General features: G+C 61.3%; 19 protein-coding genes and 1 pseudogene. 13 read left to right on the top strand and 7 right to left on the bottom strand.

The window, feature by feature from the left end; all coding sequences use genetic code 11:
- Positions 1-90: 90 nt before the first annotated feature.
- Positions 91-456 carry a hypothetical protein gene (locus tag EEQ99_RS12025; RefSeq protein ID WP_127430483.1) on the top strand — a complete coding sequence of 122 codons (366 nt, stop codon included), beginning with the start codon at positions 91-93 and terminating at the stop codon, positions 454-456.
- 87 nt (positions 457-543) lie between these two features.
- On the opposite strand, the gene EEQ99_RS12030 is transcribed toward EEQ99_RS12025, so the two are convergent.
- A complete protein-coding gene (locus EEQ99_RS12030; protein WP_127430484.1) occupies positions 544-1,035 on the bottom strand; it encodes a DUF721 domain-containing protein in 492 nt (163 codons plus the stop codon).
- Between the two features lie 108 nt (positions 1,036-1,143).
- Between EEQ99_RS12030 and mutY the strand changes: the two genes are divergently transcribed.
- From mutY to EEQ99_RS12045, 3 genes are read left to right on the top strand one after another with little or no spacing between them, the layout of a single operon-like run.
- A complete protein-coding gene (gene mutY / locus EEQ99_RS12035) occupies positions 1,144-2,235 on the top strand; it encodes an A/G-specific adenine glycosylase (RefSeq protein WP_127430485.1) in 1,092 nt (363 codons plus the stop codon).
- A gap of 2 nt (positions 2,236-2,237) precedes the next feature.
- Positions 2,238-2,852 carry an HAD family hydrolase gene (locus EEQ99_RS12040; RefSeq protein ID WP_028757156.1) on the top strand — a complete coding sequence of 205 codons (615 nt, stop codon included), beginning with the start codon at positions 2,238-2,240 and terminating at the stop codon, positions 2,850-2,852.
- Positions 2,853-2,857: 5 nt separating this feature from the next.
- Positions 2,858-3,223: a nuclear transport factor 2 family protein gene (locus EEQ99_RS12045; RefSeq protein ID WP_047613982.1), complete on the top strand. Its 366-nt coding sequence runs from the start codon at positions 2,858-2,860 to the stop codon at positions 3,221-3,223.
- A gap of 147 nt (positions 3,224-3,370) precedes the next feature.
- Here EEQ99_RS12045 and EEQ99_RS12050 read toward each other — a convergent pair whose 3' ends face one another.
- The 3 genes from EEQ99_RS12050 to EEQ99_RS12060 form a co-directional block, all read right to left on the bottom strand.
- Entirely contained in the window at positions 3,371-4,525 is a 1,155-nt protein-coding gene (locus tag EEQ99_RS12050) for a site-specific DNA-methyltransferase (RefSeq protein WP_047613981.1), read from the bottom strand.
- Between the two features lie 142 nt (positions 4,526-4,667).
- Positions 4,668-5,018 carry an antibiotic biosynthesis monooxygenase family protein gene (locus EEQ99_RS12055; protein ID WP_047613979.1) on the bottom strand — a complete coding sequence of 117 codons (351 nt, stop codon included), beginning with the start codon at positions 5,016-5,018 and terminating at the stop codon, positions 4,668-4,670.
- The gene (locus EEQ99_RS12060) at positions 5,015-5,344 is read right to left on the bottom strand and encodes an NIPSNAP family protein (RefSeq protein ID WP_127430486.1); all 330 of its coding nucleotides are present in this window, start codon (positions 5,342-5,344) and stop codon (positions 5,015-5,017) included. The genes EEQ99_RS12055 and EEQ99_RS12060 overlap by 4 nt, the downstream gene beginning before the upstream one ends.
- 84 nt (positions 5,345-5,428) lie before the next feature.
- Between EEQ99_RS12060 and EEQ99_RS12065 the strand changes: the two genes are divergently transcribed.
- On the top strand, positions 5,429-6,115 hold the full coding sequence (locus tag EEQ99_RS12065) for an ArsR/SmtB family transcription factor (protein WP_127430487.1): 687 nt from the start codon (positions 5,429-5,431) through the stop codon (positions 6,113-6,115).
- A 45-nt stretch (positions 6,116-6,160) separates the two neighbouring features.
- On the opposite strand, the gene EEQ99_RS12070 is transcribed toward EEQ99_RS12065, so the two are convergent.
- Both EEQ99_RS12070 and EEQ99_RS12075 read right to left on the bottom strand, forming a co-directional pair.
- On the bottom strand, positions 6,161-6,592 hold the full coding sequence (locus EEQ99_RS12070) for a hypothetical protein (RefSeq protein WP_028755732.1): 432 nt from the start codon (positions 6,590-6,592) through the stop codon (positions 6,161-6,163).
- A 257-nt stretch (positions 6,593-6,849) separates the two neighbouring features.
- The gene (locus EEQ99_RS12075) at positions 6,850-7,059 is read right to left on the bottom strand and encodes a hypothetical protein (protein WP_127430488.1); all 210 of its coding nucleotides are present in this window, start codon (positions 7,057-7,059) and stop codon (positions 6,850-6,852) included.
- A gap of 201 nt (positions 7,060-7,260) precedes the next feature.
- Between EEQ99_RS12075 and EEQ99_RS12080 the strand changes: the two genes are divergently transcribed.
- The 5 genes and pseudogenes from EEQ99_RS12080 to EEQ99_RS12095 all read left to right on the top strand — a co-directional run bounded on the left by EEQ99_RS12080 (position 7,261) and on the right by EEQ99_RS12095 (position 12,011).
- The gene (locus EEQ99_RS12080) at positions 7,261-9,093 is read left to right on the top strand and encodes a methyl-accepting chemotaxis protein (RefSeq protein ID WP_127430489.1); all 1,833 of its coding nucleotides are present in this window, start codon (positions 7,261-7,263) and stop codon (positions 9,091-9,093) included.
- A gap of 61 nt (positions 9,094-9,154) precedes the next feature.
- Positions 9,155-9,355 (top strand): annotated as a pseudogene (locus EEQ99_RS12085) (hypothetical protein); the annotation flags it as partial.
- Positions 9,356-9,557: 202 nt separating this feature from the next.
- Positions 9,558-10,967, top strand: a complete 1,410-nt coding sequence (locus tag EEQ99_RS12090; protein WP_127430490.1) for a Dyp-type peroxidase — start codon at positions 9,558-9,560, stop codon at positions 10,965-10,967.
- A 185-nt stretch (positions 10,968-11,152) separates the two neighbouring features.
- The gene (locus tag EEQ99_RS34580; protein WP_164735927.1) at positions 11,153-11,317 is read left to right on the top strand and encodes a hypothetical protein; all 165 of its coding nucleotides are present in this window, start codon (positions 11,153-11,155) and stop codon (positions 11,315-11,317) included.
- Between the two features lie 4 nt (positions 11,318-11,321).
- The gene (locus EEQ99_RS12095) at positions 11,322-12,011 is read left to right on the top strand and encodes an HAD family hydrolase (RefSeq protein ID WP_028755737.1); all 690 of its coding nucleotides are present in this window, start codon (positions 11,322-11,324) and stop codon (positions 12,009-12,011) included.
- A gap of 136 nt (positions 12,012-12,147) precedes the next feature.
- On the opposite strand, the gene EEQ99_RS12100 is transcribed toward EEQ99_RS12095, so the two are convergent.
- Entirely contained in the window at positions 12,148-12,795 is a 648-nt protein-coding gene (locus EEQ99_RS12100; protein ID WP_028755738.1) for a hypothetical protein, read from the bottom strand.
- A gap of 72 nt (positions 12,796-12,867) precedes the next feature.
- On the opposite strand from EEQ99_RS12100, the gene EEQ99_RS34585 reads away from it, so the two are divergent.
- From EEQ99_RS34585 to EEQ99_RS12115, 3 genes are read left to right on the top strand one after another with little or no spacing between them, the layout of a single operon-like run.
- Complete coding sequence (locus EEQ99_RS34585; RefSeq protein WP_164735928.1) at positions 12,868-13,062, top strand: hypothetical protein; 195 nt, start codon at positions 12,868-12,870, stop codon at positions 13,060-13,062.
- Entirely contained in the window at positions 13,059-14,483 is a 1,425-nt protein-coding gene (gene thrC, locus EEQ99_RS12110) for a threonine synthase (RefSeq protein ID WP_047613972.1), read from the top strand. The genes EEQ99_RS34585 and thrC overlap by 4 nt, the downstream gene beginning before the upstream one ends.
- Positions 14,484-14,486: 3 nt before the next feature.
- Positions 14,487-15,782: a M16 family metallopeptidase gene (locus tag EEQ99_RS12115; RefSeq protein ID WP_028755740.1), complete on the top strand. Its 1,296-nt coding sequence runs from the start codon at positions 14,487-14,489 to the stop codon at positions 15,780-15,782.
- The last annotated feature ends 28 nt before the right edge of the window (positions 15,783-15,810 follow it).

Below are 15,810 nucleotides of genomic sequence, written 5' to 3' on the forward strand. Positions count from 1 at the left end.
GAGGATAAATTTCAATGTCTGACAACGACCACTGCCGTATAGACAGGTGGAGTTTCCAATTTTTGGAGGCCTATTCGGAGGGTATTTTGAATGCATTCTTTGACGAAGACTTTTCTCTATTCCGTGCTTATAGCCTCTGTCGCATTGGCCATGAATGTCACGAGCACTGCCGCCTCTGAAGACGGCGGGAATATTGTTTTCAATCAGATGCTTAAATGTCTAAAGCTACCCGCGGACGCGCCGAGCGCTTATGACTTCATGGTTGTGGCGGTCATCAAGGACGGATCTGCCGATTTTCTATCCATCAACTTCCGCACCCCCCCATCCGAATGGGAAAAAACGGCAGCCCCGTTGATCGCTGATGCGATCACACAATGTGAGCCTTACAATTCGATCTCGGGCAGGACGGAATTCGCTGTCACCCCTCAGCTTGTTGAAGCGGGATCAAAAAACTAAGCGTGCGAGACGGGAAGCTGAAATGCCATTTCCAGAAGAAATAGTTTGGGACAAAATCAACGACGGCTGATCGAACACGCGCCGCATTTATCGTCCCCGCTTCCCCATCACCGCGGTCCCTAAGCGCTGGATCGCCTGGCGCAGCTTGTCGTTCTCGATCCCCTCCATCATGCCTTCGAGCTTGCGGGCGGCTTCGCCTTTCAGCGGCGCCGGGGTGCGGGAGCGGCGGGCGGGGTTTGAGACGGGCTTCTGGACGATGCGGATCTGGTGGACGGCGGCGAAGCCGAAGAAGCTGTTGATGCGCTGGATGAGTTCGCCCTGGGCATGGGTGAGGAACAGCGCGCGCGCGCCTTCGCAGGCGATGGTGAGCACACCGGGGCGGAAGCCGCCGGCCTCATTGCCGCCGCGGGCCCAGGCGATTTTTTCCGGCCGGGTGCAATCGGCGAAATCCTCGCCGGCGATTTCGCTCCACGAGCCGAGCAGCGCCGTGTTGATGCCGGCGCGCCGCGCCAGGACGGGATCGATCAGCCCGTTCGCCAGCTCGGAAATCTGCTTTACATCTTTGCGTGGATAACTCATCGAAACCCTTGGGCGCCGCCGCCAATCGCACAGACAATCGGCGCGGCCGACTTGATCGCGCGGCATTGCTTCGCCAAGTATAGGCACTTCCCCCCATCGCGGCAAATCATGACGATCACCACACTCGACACGCCCTCGGCAAAGCCCCTCCTCGACTGGTACGATCGCCACCACCGCGACCTGCCCTGGCGTGTCTCGCCCGGCATGGCGGCCCGCGGCGTCAAGGCCGATCCCTATCACGTCTGGCTTTCGGAAGTGATGCTGCAGCAGACGACGGTGCAGGCGGTCAAACCCTATTTCGAGCGGTTTCTCAAGCGCTGGCCCGAGGTGACCGATCTTGCCGCGGCCGAGAGCGACGCGGTCATGGCCGCCTGGGCGGGGCTCGGCTATTACGCCCGGGCCCGCAACCTGAAAAAATGCGCCGAAGCGGTGGCGACAGAGCATGGCGGCGTCTTTCCCGACACCGAAGAGGGCCTGAAGTCGCTCCCCGGCATCGGCGACTATACGGCCGCCGCCGTCGCGGCCATCGCCTTCAACCGGCAGGCGGCTGTGATGGACGGCAATGTCGAGCGGGTGATCTCCAGGCTCTATGCGATCGAAACACCGCTGCCGGCTGCCAAGCCCGCGATGAAGGAAAAGGTGGCGCTGCTGACACCGGCCGCGCGGCCCGGCGATTTCGCCCAGGCGATGATGGATCTCGGGGCGACGATCTGCACGCCGAAGCGGCCGGCCTGTTCGCTCTGTCCGTTCCGGGGTGCCTGCGAGGCGCTCAAACTTTCCGATCCCGAGCTCTTTCCGGTCAAGGCGGCGAAGAAAGAGAAACCGGTGCGCTACGGCGCAGCCTTCATCGCGGTGACCGGCGATGGCGAAATCCTGCTGCGGCGGCGCATCGACAGCGGCCTGCTCGGCGGCATGACCGAGGTGCCGACGACGGCCTGGACGGCGCGCATGGACGGCGAGACCTCGGCTGCGGCCGCGCCCTTCGAGGCGGCATGGCAGGCCTGTGGCACCGTCATCCACGTCTTCACCCATTTCGAGCTCAGGCTGTCGATCTGGCGCGCAGCGATTGCCGATAAGGTCGGCACGAATGACGGATGGTGGGAGCCGGTTACAAATCTTGAAGCGCAGGCGCTGCCGACCGTCATGAAAAAAGCGATCGCAGCGGCTATTCCTCTCGCGTTTAAAACATCCAAGGGATGACCATGACCACCGGCATAAAGCATATTGTTTTCGATATCGGCAAAGTCCTCATTCATTACGATCCGCATCTTCCCTTCAGCCGCCTGATCCCGGATGAGGCCGAGCGCAACTGGTTCTTCGCCAATATCTGCACCCATGACTGGAACATCGAGCAGGACCGCGGCCGCAGCTGGGCGGAGGCCGAAGCGCTGCTGATCGAACAGCACCCGGCACGTGAGGAACAGATCCGCGCCTTCCGCAAATATTGGCACGAGATGGTGCCGCACGCCTATGAGGACAGCGTCGCGATCATGGAGGGGCTGATCGCCGAAGGGCGCGACGTGACGATGCTGACCAACTTCGCCTCCGACACCTTCCGCGAGGCGCAGCAACGCTTCCCCTTCCTCAACCGACCGCGCGGCGTCACCGTTTCCGGCGATGTCGGCCTGATCAAGCCGGATATCGCCATCTACGAGACGCATACGAAAAGCTTCGGCCTCGATCCCGCGGCCACGATCTTCATCGACGACGCGCCGGTCAATGTCGAAGGCGCCAAGGCCTATGGCTGGAATGCGGTGCTGTTTTCGGGTGCGGAGAAGCTGCGCAGCGATCTCGCCGCTTACGGATTGAAGGTCTGAGATCCATGGCTTTCGACCCCGCAGAAGAAATCGAGCGCTTTCACGCCGCCATCAACGCCCTCGATTTTCCCGCCATCGAGGCCTATTTCGCCGAGGATGCGACCTATGTCTCGAACGGTGTCGGCAGTCTTGCCGGCCGGCCTGAGATCATGGCTGCCTTCCGGCGCTATTTCGACGACTATCCCGATCAGACGGCGGAAAATTCGCTGGTGGAAACGTTGACGCCGCTCTCCGGCCGATCGGTCTGGTCGGTGCGCGCCACCCACAGCAAGACGGGCAAGCCGCTGATCCGCGAGGGCGAGGAGACAATCACCTTCAATGCGGAAGGGCGCGTCACGCGGGTCGAGGTCACCGATTATCAAGAGTTCTGATGACCGCGTTCCAGCAAAACCGCTGCGCAGTTTTGCTGGTACAGCGCAAATAGAAGACGCCCGGAGCTTGAACTCCGGGCGCCTTGGCCTTCTCCCGCAACTGGAGGGAAATCGGAAGAAGGTATCTCGATCTTGCGAAGGTGGTGCTCACTCCACCTTTGCCAGATCACTGCGGATGACGGACCTGAGATCGTCGATCGGGCGCAGGGACTGCCCGTCTTCGAAATGCCAGAAGGTCCATCCGTTGCATGCATCGAGACCCTGCACCTTGGCGCCGAGACGATGAATGGAGCCGGCCTCGCCGCCTGAGGCCACGGTGCCGTCGGCGCGCACGATCGCGCTGTAGCGGCGCTTGGCGTCGGTCAGCACCTGGCCGGGCTTGATCAGGCCGCTTTCGACCAGCACGTTGAAGGCGACGCGGACTTCGGCCTTCTTGCCGGTCATGACGGTCAGTTCCGCCTTGCCGAGCGGCTCGACGGCGGCGATGCGGGCCGAGGCTGCATCGATATAATCCTGTTCGCGCTCGATGCCGACGAAGTGGCGGCCAAGACGCTTGGCGACCGCACCCGTCGTTCCCGAGCCGAAGAAAGGATCGAGCACGATATCGCCGGGCTTGGTCGAGGCCATGATGACGCGGGCAAGCAGCGCTTCCGGCTTCTGCGTCGGATGCACCTTCTTGCCGTCCTCGCCCTTCAGCCGCTCGCCGCCATTGCAGATCGGGAACAGCCAGTCGGAGCGCATCTGCACGTCGTCATTGGCCGCCTTCATCGCATCGTAATTGAAGGTATAGCCCTTGGCCTTGGCGTTGGGGCTCGCCCAGATCATCGTCTCATGGGCGTTCTGGAAACGGCGGCCCTTGAAATTCGGCATCGGGTTGGTCTTGCGCCAGATGATGTCGTTGAGGATCCAGAAGTTCAGATCCTGCAGCGTGGCGCCGACGCGGAAGATATTGTGGTAGGAGCCGATCACCCAGATCGAGCCTGTCGGCTTCAGCACCCGCCGGCAGGCCAGCAGCCAGGCGCGGGTGAAGGCGTCATAAGCCTCGAAGGAGGCGAACTGATCCCATTCGTCATCGACCGCATCGACCAGCGACTGATCGGGACGATGCAGCGTTCCGCCGAGCTGGAGATTATACGGCGGGTCGGCAAAGATGATATCGACGGAGTGGCTGGGCAAAGCTTCGAGGGCGCTGACGCAATCGCCCTTGATGATCGTGTCAACCCAGGAATCCGACCGGGATCCCGGCCGGGAATCCGACTTGACGGAAGCCTTGAGGTCGGCAAGCGGAAAAACTGATGCCATTCTGATACTCACTCATACGCTCTACGCTTAACTGTCCGTTATGGTTACGCAACTTAGTTACCAAAGCCTGAAGCGGTGGCCGATTTCGGGAATTTATTCGGCCGGCCGATGAGTGAGCGGCAGACTTTGCCGATGCCGGCGATCAGGCGGCATCGTGAATCCTGCGGCTGTCGGCCGGCGCTTCGTCGCGTTCGAACATGCCGTAATCACGGACGACGCTGGCGATCCGCAGGCGGTAATCGGCGAAGATGCCGCCGCGGCCGGCCTGCTGCGCTGCCCGGTGCGCCTCGAGATTGCGCCACTCCTTGACGGCCGCCTCGTCGCGGAAGAAGGAGAGCGATAAAAGCTTGCCGCGGTTCGTCAGGCTCTCGAAACGCTCGATCGAGATGAAGCCGTCGATCTTTTCGAGCTCGCTGCGCAACTCGCCGGCAAGATCCAGATATTTGTGGCGTTCGCCCATATAGGGCACGACTTCGAAGATGACGGCGATCATGGCAGCACCGGCTTGGCGTGAGGGGCGGAGACATTTTTGAGGAAGATGCGATCTTCCTTCAGGATGAAGCGCTCGCGTCGGGCAAATTCGTAATTCTCGCGGCCGAGCGGATCGGACGCCAGCCGGGCGCGATAGGCTTCATAGGCGGCGAGGCTCTCGATATTATAGACGCCGTAAGCCGTCGTCGCCGATCCCTCGTGCGGGCCGTAATAGCCGATCAGGTCGGCACCGTTCTTCGGAATCGCCTGGCCCCAGTTGCGGGCATATTCGGCAAACGCTTCCTTCTTGAACGGGTCGATCTGATAGCGGATGAAGCAGGTGATCATATCGTTTCTCCTTTGCTGTCTCAGTGCTCTCCTGGGCCGTTTTCGCACATTGCCTGACGGCGATGCTTCGGTTACGATCGAACTATGAAGGAAGGCCCAGACATTGCGCAGATCGGCGCGCTGATCGGCGATCCCGCCCGCGCCAACATGCTGGCGGCGCTGATTGGCGGCCGGGCGCTGACGGCGACCGAGCTTGCCGGCGTCGGCGGCATCACCGTACAGACGGCGAGCACCCATCTCGCCAAGCTCGAAGCCGGTGGGCTGCTGACCCAGCGCAAGCAGGGCCGCCACCGATATTTCACCCTCGCCGACGAGGCCGTTGCCCGGCTGATCGAAAGCATGATGGGTTTTGCCGCCGGACGCGGGCATCTGCGTCACCAGCCGGGACCGAAGGAGCCGGCGTTGCGCAAGGCGCGCATCTGCTACGATCATCTTGCCGGCGATTACGGCGTGCGCATGCTCGACAGCCTGATTGCCTCCGGCTCGATCGAGGCGGTCGGCGAAGGCCTGGGGCTGACGGAAAAGGGCGAAGGCGACCTCAAATGCATCGGCATCGATGTCGGCGACCTCAGATCCTCGCGCCGGCCGCTCTGCCGCTCCTGCCTCGACTGGAGCGAAAGACGCGCCCACCTCGCCGGCAGCCTCGGCAAGGCGCTGCTGTCAAGCTTCCTCGACAAGGGCTGGGCGCGGCGAACGGCCGAAAGCCGCTCGATCCTGTTTTCCCCGGAAGGCGACCGGCAGTTCCTGATGCTTTTTCCGGTCGATCCGTAGCTTATTGCCGATCTGCAAGAGGTTCCAAGGCCGTATCCGGCGGCCTCATGCCCCTGCCCTCTTTTCATCTTCCTGCCGCACATGCGCCCGCAGCGCCGCGAGAGTGAGCGCCAGCGCCGCGTGGTTGCTCTCGGCTTCACCGAGCACGCTTTCGCCCTCATCGATCTCGCGCAGCTGCGCACCGTAAAGCGACTCGTCCGATGTCTGGCGGCCGCAGGCGAGGTGCCAAACCGCATCCGGCTGCACCTCCCGGCACAGATCGATGGCGTGATTGACATCATGCGTGAAGGAGCGCGCCATCAGGAAACCATGCGGCGACTTGATACTGCTCGGCATATAGTCGTGGGGACCGTCGAAATCGTCCGGTTCGGCCGGCCGGAATTGCTTCAGCAGGAAAGCACAGGTGATGAAGGCGTCGATCCGGCTGTCGGGCATATCAGTCTTTTCCAGGGTCTCGATGATGTCCTCGATCGTCATGCGGTCTTCCTCTTCGTCCGTTCCTTGGCATGCCGCTTGTTCTCCTCCCCATAGCGGCGGTGACGTCCTCCTCGATCGCCATCTAGTGCATGAGAATGCCAAAGGTAGTCCTGGGGCCGCGGTTAGAACTGCATGACGCGGATTTGATGGATGTCGCGCCGTTCTCAACGAAGGCGCATCTCTGCCGTCCCGGTAACAGGCTCGCCTGCTGCCCGTCCATGTTCTCTCGGTACTCGGACGCTATCGGCGATTTGCCTCTAGCAGCCCTTCTTCCTCATCTTCCTTTCGACCTTGGCTCTCTTGTCGGTGCCATCCCCGGCATGCTTTCCGCCGGTCAGGGCATTATCCTTCATCGCCTGCAGCTGCGCACAGCTTCGGTGCTTGCCCCTGGCGTTGACGTCGGTGGATGTGAAGGCAAACAGCAGCACTACGGCTGCCGCCGGTCGGACGAAAGCTGAAAGCCTCATGGTCCCTCTCCTTGTGCACCTGCATGCTACGCCTGAGACCATGAAGCAGCAATGAGCGGCCACAATGCACAGATCAACCTTTCATCGAAAATGAAATATCGAATGCAACCTATTGTTTTCACGCCACTAAGGACCGGCACTGAGAAATCATTAAGCATATTCCGGTACTCTCACGTTCTAAATTAACGAGAGAGCCCTGTCATGGCGTCGATCCAGCATAAGATCATCATTGCGAGCATCGCGATTTTCGCCTTGGCGGGTGGCGCCACGGGGGTCGGTATCTGGTCGGCCTCGACCCTGTCGGAAAACAACGCCGACGTTGCCCGGTCGGCGCAAATTCTGCGCAACCACATGCAGGCCGACATGATGCATGACGCGATGCGCGCGGACGTGCTGGCATCCATGCTGGCGTCCAATCCGGCAGCGGGCATAGAAGCGGCCGCGGTGAAGGCGGACCTGGTGGAACACGACGCGTCGTTTCGCGAGATGATTGCCGCCAACAAGGCGCTTGCCGCCGACGACAAGACCAAAGCGCTGCTTGCCAGCATCGAACCTCCGCTTCTGAGCTATATCGAGAGCGCCACGAAAATCGTGGATCTGGCAAACCAGGATCCTTCGGCGGCCTTGAAGGCCCTGCCCGCATTCATGCAGCAATTCTCGACGTTGGAAACGGCCATGGAGCAGGCCGGCGACGAGATCACCGCCGCGTCGGACGAAATCTCCAAGCGTAGCGCCGACGTCAAGGCTTCGGTCGATATCGCTCTGAAAGCACTTCTGGCCGCAGCCGCATTGTTCGCCATTGGTCTCTATTTCCTGACCCGCAAGACCGTAACCAAGCCGATCCTGGCGCTTTCCAACGATATGCAAAGGCTTGCCGGCGGTGACACGGCCATTGCCTGCACCGGGATCGGCCGCTCGGACGAAATCGGAACGATGGCATCGGCCGTCGAAATCTTCCGCCAGGCGGCAATTGCCAACAGGCAACTCGAGCAAGACGCCGAGGCAGCCCGGTTGCAGGGCGAAACCGAACGGCTGACGGCCCGCAAACAGGCCGACGAAGATGCAGCCGTTCGGCTGCGGGCGGCGACATCGGGTCTTGCCGCCGGCCTGAAGCGGCTTGCATCCGGCGATCTCGCCTTCCAGATCGACGAGCCGTTCGCACCTGATTTCGAAAGCCTCCGGCATGATTTCAACATGTCGATCCGCCAGCTCGACCAAACGCTCGGCGCCATTGCGACCGCCATTGCCGCGATCGACGAAGGCACCCGGGAAATCGCATCCGGGGCCGGCGATCTGTCCAAACGCACCGAACAGCAGGCTGCCTCGCTCGAAGAAACCGCCGCAGCGCTCGATCAGATCACCGCCAATGTCTCGAACTCGAGCAAGCGCACCGACGAGGCGCGCAGTGAAGCGACCGATGCGAACCGCAATGCCGCCAAGTCTTCGGAGGTCGTGTCGCATGCCGAAGAGGCGATGCGCCGCATCGAGGCTTCGTCGCAGCAGATCTCCAGCATTATCGGCGTGATCGACGAGATCGCCTTCCAGACCAACCTTTTGGCGCTGAACGCCGGCGTCGAAGCGGCGCGCGCCGGAGAGGCGGGCAAGGGCTTTGCGGTGGTGGCCCAGGAAGTGCGCGAACTCGCCCAGAGATCGGCCCAGGCGGCAAAGGAAATCAAAGGCCACATCCAGAAATCGTCGGTGGAAGTGGAAAGCGGCGTCAAGCTGGTTCTCGACACCAGCCAGGTTCTGAAGGCGATCAGCGAACAGATCGCCCGCATCAATCAGCACATGGATGCCATCGCCGTCTCGGCAAGAGAGCAGTCGACCGGCCTTGCCGAAGTCAACACCGCCGTCAATTCCATGGATCAGGTGACCCAGCAGAACGCGGCGATGGTGGAGCAATCAACCGCGGCATCCGGTCATCTCGCCGAGGAAGCCGCCAAGCTGCGTGAACTCGTTTCCCGGTTCAAGCTGCGCGCGACGGCTTCGACGCCATCTGCCGCTGGACGCCGCAGCGGGCAGCTGGCAGCCTGACGGCTTCTGTCTGCTCGCCATTTCCATTCCCGCGACGTCGGGGGCCTCAGATCATCGCGGCTGCCGCTCCTGCCTCGACTGTAACGAAAGGCGGGCTGATCTTGCCGGCCGTCTCGGCGAGGCCCTGCTGTCAAGTTTCTTCGACAAAGGCTGGGCGCGCCGGACGGCGGAAAGTCGCCCGATCATCTTCTCAGCGGAAGGCGACCGGCAGTGCCTGCACTCTCCGGCAGTGGCAGCAGAGCCTATCCAAGTGGGCGGGTGATAAATCAGATCAAAGTCCACCCCCTCACCCGCAGCATCGAGGACATCTAGCGCAGCCTGATGCCAATAGGGTCGTTTGCAGATCAAAAACGGCAAAAGATTCAACACGCCATTGGAAATACAAATCAAACAATAAATGGTTGCGTTGACTCTAATATGCTACCTGTTGTTTAATGACGATGTCATTAACGGAGGAACGCAAGATGTCCGTCACGTTAAATTCTCCAATCTCATGGAAAAATCCATCTGCCGACGACAGCACTATGCTTGACAACCTTCAGCCGAACATCATCAAGGCGCATGTTCGTGAGTTTTTGACTCTGTTTTTTCTGCGGTTTGACGATAAGGAAGCTGCGAAAAACTTCCTTCGGGCAATTTCCACGACGCTGATGAAATCGGCAAAGCAACATTTAATGGAAATTGAAGCATTCAAAGCCAAACCTTCGACGCCGGGAACGCCGTACATCGGGCTTGGCCTTACTGACGAGGGCTATCAAGCCCTCCAAATCGCCCAAAGGCCGAGCGATCCGATATTTCGCGCGGGCATGCAAAAATCCGACTTGAATGACCCTGATGTCAGCAGGTGGGATTCTTATTTTCGCAATCCCATCCATGCGGTCGTTCTGGTGGGAGATATGCTCAATGACACCAAGGTCACTGCTCACGATCAGGTGGTAAACTTGATCCAGGCCTCGCATGGGGTAACAATCGTGGGGACGCAAGATGGCCTGGGTCTTCACAATGACAATAGAGAAGGTATCGAACACTTCGGCTATGTCGATGGACGCAGCCAGCCGCTGTTTCTGCTGGAAGACATCGACGCGGAAGAAAACGCGACAGATGGGATTGCCAACTGGGATCCGGCTTTCCCATTAGAACAGGTTATTGTTCCAGATCCAGCAGCGCCCGATCCGGCCGTTCATTTCGGAAGTTACTTCGTATACCGGAAGCTGGAACAAAACGTCCGTCGGTTCAAAAGGCAAGAGCAGAAACTTGCAGATCGCTTGTTCGGAGTTGATGACGAAAGGGCCGGCGCCATGGTCGTCGGGCGCTTTGAGGACGGAACGCCGGTTACGATGCAGTCAGAAGACGGCGTTGAGTCACCCGTCCCGAACAACTTCAACTACTTCAGCGACAAGAGCGGCGCGAAGTGTCCCTTTTCAGGGCATATCCGAAAAACCAATCCGCGAGGGTCGGGCGGGTTCGAAAACAGTGCTGGCGAACGAAAGCACCTCATGGCCCGACGCGGCCAAACCTATGGCGTGCGAACAGATAATCCGAACGATGGCAAGATCGAGAACAAACCGAGTAAATACGTCGGCCTGTTATTCATGGCGTTCAACAGTGATATAGGCAATCAGTTCGAATTCACGCAGAAAAATTGGGCCAACAATCCCGGTTTCCCAGCTGTGCCGACCGGCTTTCCAGCGCCTGGGGTCGATCCGGTCATCGGTCAAACAAAACAAGATGCTGCGCGACCAGATATGGAAGGAGCGGCCATCTGGGGTGATCCCGGCTCCCTCAAGACCGTTGCAACCGTTCCTCAAGCGGTGAAGATGAAGGGAGGCGAATATTTCTTTATGCCGTCCCTCGCGTTTCTGAGCTCGCTTTAAGCTTGCCATGACGTTGGCGGGCAATCCTGCCGACGTCATTCCACGGTCATCTCCAGGGACTCTCACCTGATAGCGCCGCGCACGATGCTAGGCGAGCATTCGGCTGATGCGGCGTGCGATTGTGCCTTCCGGCTCCCTCCGATGCGCCTTCGGTGGCAAGCGAGTTCCTGCTTGTCGAGGCCTGGATGACGGTGGCTTACGCCGTCGATCCGGCAGCAACGCCAGAGCCGGTCGCTTGCCGCATCGCAGCCATGCTTGAGATCCGGTTGAGCTTTGGGCGGGCATCGTGTAAAGCCGCAGCATCCCCGGACAAGACCCAGGCTTTCGGCCCAGATTTCAGCAAGGCGTGAACATATGGACGGCTTCGACCTCATCATCTTCGACTGCGACGGCGTTCTCGTCGATTCCGAAATCATCGCGGCGGAAGTCGAATCCGCGCTGCTGACGGAGGCCGGCTACCCGATCGGCGTCGAGGAAATGGGCGAGCGTTTCGCCGGCATGACATGGCGCAACATCCTGCTGCAGATCGAGCGCGAGGCGAGCATCCCGCTTTCGGCCTCGCTGCTCGACAAGTCGGAAAAGATGCTCGACCTCCGGCTGGCGCAGGACGTCAAGGCCATTGCGGGGGTCGAATTCGCCGTCTCCCGGCTGCCGATGAAGCGTTGCATCTGCTCGAATTCCAGCACCAAGCGGCTCGACATGATGCTGACCAAGGTGGGGCTGAAGCCGCTGTTTGCACCCAACATTTTCTCCGCCAAGGATCTCGGCCCCGACCGCGCCAAGCCGAAGCCCGATATCTTCCTGCATGGCGCAAGCCAGATGGGTGTTTCGCCCGACAAGGTCGTCGTGGTCGAGGATTCCGTGCACGGCGTGCATGCGGCGCGTGCCGCCGGCATGCGCGTCATCGGCTTTACCGGCGCCTCGCACAGCTATCCCGCCCATGCCGATAAATTGACCGATGCCGGCGCCGAAACGGCGATCTCGCGCATGAACGACCTGCCGGGCGTCGTCGCCGCCTTGGCCGCCTGGGACAACGTTCTCTGAAGCGCCCGAAGCCCGCTAGCCCGCTCTGATTTGAGCGGACGACTGCCCTCACCCTAGCCTGACCGGGTGGCGGCAGCCGGATGAGGGGCCGCTATCGATGAGCTCCCAGGCCGGTGCAGGCCGAAGGCCGAATTGCTTAGCTGCTCTTCTTGGTCTTCGCCGGCTGGGTGTCGAAGCCGACATTGACGCGCACCAGGGCGCCGGCGCCGACCGGCATCTTGATGCCTTCCTTGCGGAAGATCACCTGCGTGCCAGGCGCGCCTGCCGGGATCTCGGTCGCGAACTTGGTGACCTCGGAATAGAGCACGTTCTCGCCGTCGAGGATGGTGACGCGGATCGGCAGCGTCAGCGGGCCCGGCGCACCGGCCGGGCCGGTGATCAGGCGCAGCTGGGCGACGACCGTCATCGTCAGGTTGGTGTCGTTCAGCGTGCACTGGCGGGTGTAATCGCCGAAGGAGGCCTGGTAGACGATCTGCTGCGGATCGTCCTTCTTGCCCTTGGCATAGGTGCGGAAGATCGCATCCTGGTCACGCATGAAGATCTGCGGGCAGGCGCCCTGGACGACCGGGGCAACGGTGCCCTGCGCGGTCGTGGCCGTGCCGATCGACGGATTGTTCGACGAGGGGTTGGCGGGTGCCAGCGGCATGATCTGGGCGGTGCCGTTCGGCTGGGTCGGCGGTGCAGACGACTTGCTGTCTCCGCCTATGCCGAGCGAGTTGCAGCCGGCGAGCAGGGCAAGAAAAGATGCGGAGACGATGAGACGCGAGACCTTGCCGAGCACCATATTCCATCCCTTGTACAAGCGTTTCTTGGAGGCCCCATGTCTTTTCCGCGAGGCCTTTCATGACGGTTTGCGATGGTCTATATCAGCGGCGCAAACAAAAATCGATTGGGTAAGCGCCGTTTTGATGCACTTTTCGCCGCCGGATGCGGGCAACTTCAACAGGATACCCGCGATGGCGTGCCGACGGGGCAGCCCCTCTCCAATTTTCGGCAGAGCAAGCCACGGCTGCGCCCGGCCGGATTTCTTCCAGCGATAGATCAAGGATGACGAACGTGGACTATATCTCGACCCGCGGCGAGGCCCCTTCCCTCGGCTTTTGCGACGCCCTGCTGACCGGGCTGGCACGCGACGGCGGGCTCTACGTTCCCCGTAAATGGCCGAGCTTCTCGAAGAAGGAGATCCGGGCACTGCGCGGCAAGACCTATCAGGAAGTGGCCTTCACCATCCTGTCGCCCTTCACCAACGGCGAGATCCCCGACGACACGTTCCGGGCGATGATCGACGAGGCCTACGGCACCTTCCGCCACCCGGCGATCGCGCCGCTCGTCCAGACCGGGCCGAACAGCTTCGTCATGGAGCTCTTCCACGGCACGACGCTCGCCTTCAAGGACGTGGCGATGCAGCTGCTCGCCCGGCTGATGGACTATGCGCTGGAAAAGCGCGGCGAGCGGGCGACGATCGTCGGCGCCACTTCGGGCGATACCGGCGGGGCGGCGATCGACGCCTTTGCGGGCCGCGAGCGCACCGATATCTTCATTCTCTTCCCGCACGGCAAGGTCTCGCCGGTGCAGCAGCGGCAGATGACGACCTCGTCTTCGCCAAACGTGCATGCGCTTGCCGTCGAGGGCAATTTCGACGATTGCCAGAACCTGGTGAAGGCGATGTTCAACGACGTGGCCTTCCGCGACAAGGTTCGTCTATCCGGCGTCAATTCGATCAACTGGGCCCGCATCATGGCCCAGATCGTCTATTATTTCACGGCGGCCGTCGCCCTCGGCGGACCCGACCGGAAGATCTCGTTCACGGTGCCCACCGGCAATTTCGGCGACATCTTCGCCGGCTATTGCGCCAAGCGCATGGGCCTGCCGATCGACCGGCTGGTGATCGCCACCAACGAGAACGACATTCTGGCGCGGACGCTGAAGACCGGCCGCTACGACATGAAGGCGGTCAAGGCGACGAGCTCGCCGTCGATGGACATCCAGATCTCCTCGAACTTCGAACGGCTGCTGTTCGAAGCCTATGGGCGCGACGCCTCGAAGGTGCGCGCGGCGATGGAGAGTCTCAAACAATCCAATGGCTTCGAGATTGCTCCTGAAGCGCTGAAGGCGATCCGCCGCGACTTCCGCGCCGGCCGCGCCAGCGAGAAACAGGTGGCCGAGACGATCCGCAAGACCCATGCCGAGACCGGTTATCTGCTGGATCCGCATTCGGCGATCGGCGTCTTCGTTGCGGCGAAGAAAGAGAAGCCGAATACGCCGATGGTGACGCTTTCGACCGCGCATCCGGCGAAATTCCCCGTCGCCGTAAAATCCGCTTGCGGTATTGACCCGGCGCTTCCGACGTGGCTTGCTGATGTGATGCACAGGGAGGAGCGTTTCCAGATCATCAAGCCGGAGCTGAAAGCCGTTGAGACTTTTATCGGCAAACATGCCCGTGGCGAGACGACAGCAGGCGCAGAAAGATAGCCAATGACAGTTGAGTGCACCCGGCTCAAATCCGGGCTGACAGTAGTCACAGAAACCATGCCGCACCTTGAAAGCGTTGCGCTCGGAGTCTGGATCAAATCAGGATCGCGTAACGAGACGGGAGACGAGCACGGCATCGCCCACCTGCTCGAACACATGGCTTTCAAGGGCACGGCGCGCCGCTCGGCCCGCCAGATTGCCGAGGAGATCGAGGATGTCGGCGGCGAAGTCAACGCCGCGACCTCGACCGAGACGACCTCCTATTATGCCCGCGTGCTCAAGGATCATGTGCCGCTCGCCGTCGATATCCTCGCCGACATCCTGACGGAATCGGCTTTCGAGGAGGAGGAGCTGGAGCGTGAGAAGCAGGTGATCCTGCAGGAGATCAACGCCGCCAACGATACGCCCGACGACGTGGTGTTCGACCGGTTCTCCGAAGCCGCCTATCGCGACCAGACGCTCGGCCGGGCGATCCTCGGCACGCCGGAGACCGTCGTCTCCTTCACGCCGCAGCAGATCCGCGGCTATCTCGGCCGCAACTACACGACCGACCGCATGTTCGTGGTGGCGACCGGCGCCGTCGAGCATGATGAATTCGTCCGCATGGTCGAGGATCGTTTTGCGAGCCTGCCGACTTCGCCTTCCGCCCCGCCCGTCATGGAAGCGGCGCGTTATATCGGCGGCAGCGTGCGCGAACCGCGCGACCTGATGGACGCCCAGATCCTGCTCGGCTTCGAGGGCAAGCCTTACCATGCCCGCGATTTCTACTGCTCGCAGATCCTCGCCAATATCCTTGGCGGCGGCATGTCCTCCAGGCTCTTCCAGGAAGTGCGCGAGTTCCGCGGCCTCTGTTATTCCGTCTATGCCTTCCACTGGGGCTTTTCCGACACCGGCATCTTCGGCATTCATGCCGCAACCGGCGGTGAAAACCTGCCGGAGCTGTTGCCGGTCATCATCGACGAGCTGCACAAGTCCACCGATGCCATCCACCAGAAGGAAATCGAGCGCGCCCGCGCCCAGATCCGCGCCCAGCTGCTGATGGGCCAGGAGAGCCCGGCTGCCCGCGCCGGCCAGATCGCCCGGCAGATGATGCTCTACGGCCGGCCGATTTCCAATCCGGAGATGATGGAGCGGCTGGAAGGCATCACCATCGAGCGGCTGACCGACCTTGCCGGCCGGCTGTTCTACGACACGGTGCCGACGCTTTCGGCGATCGGGCCGTTGGAGCAGCTCGCGCCGATGGAAGATATCACCGCCTCGCTTTCGGTCCCGGCGTCGAAGACGCTGCAGGCAAGCTGATCCGACGTCCGTCTGCCGGGAGTAATCG

It is taken from the genome of Rhizobium anhuiense, from assembly GCF_003985145.1.
Lineage (GTDB): Bacteria > Pseudomonadota > Alphaproteobacteria > Rhizobiales > Rhizobiaceae > Rhizobium > Rhizobium anhuiense.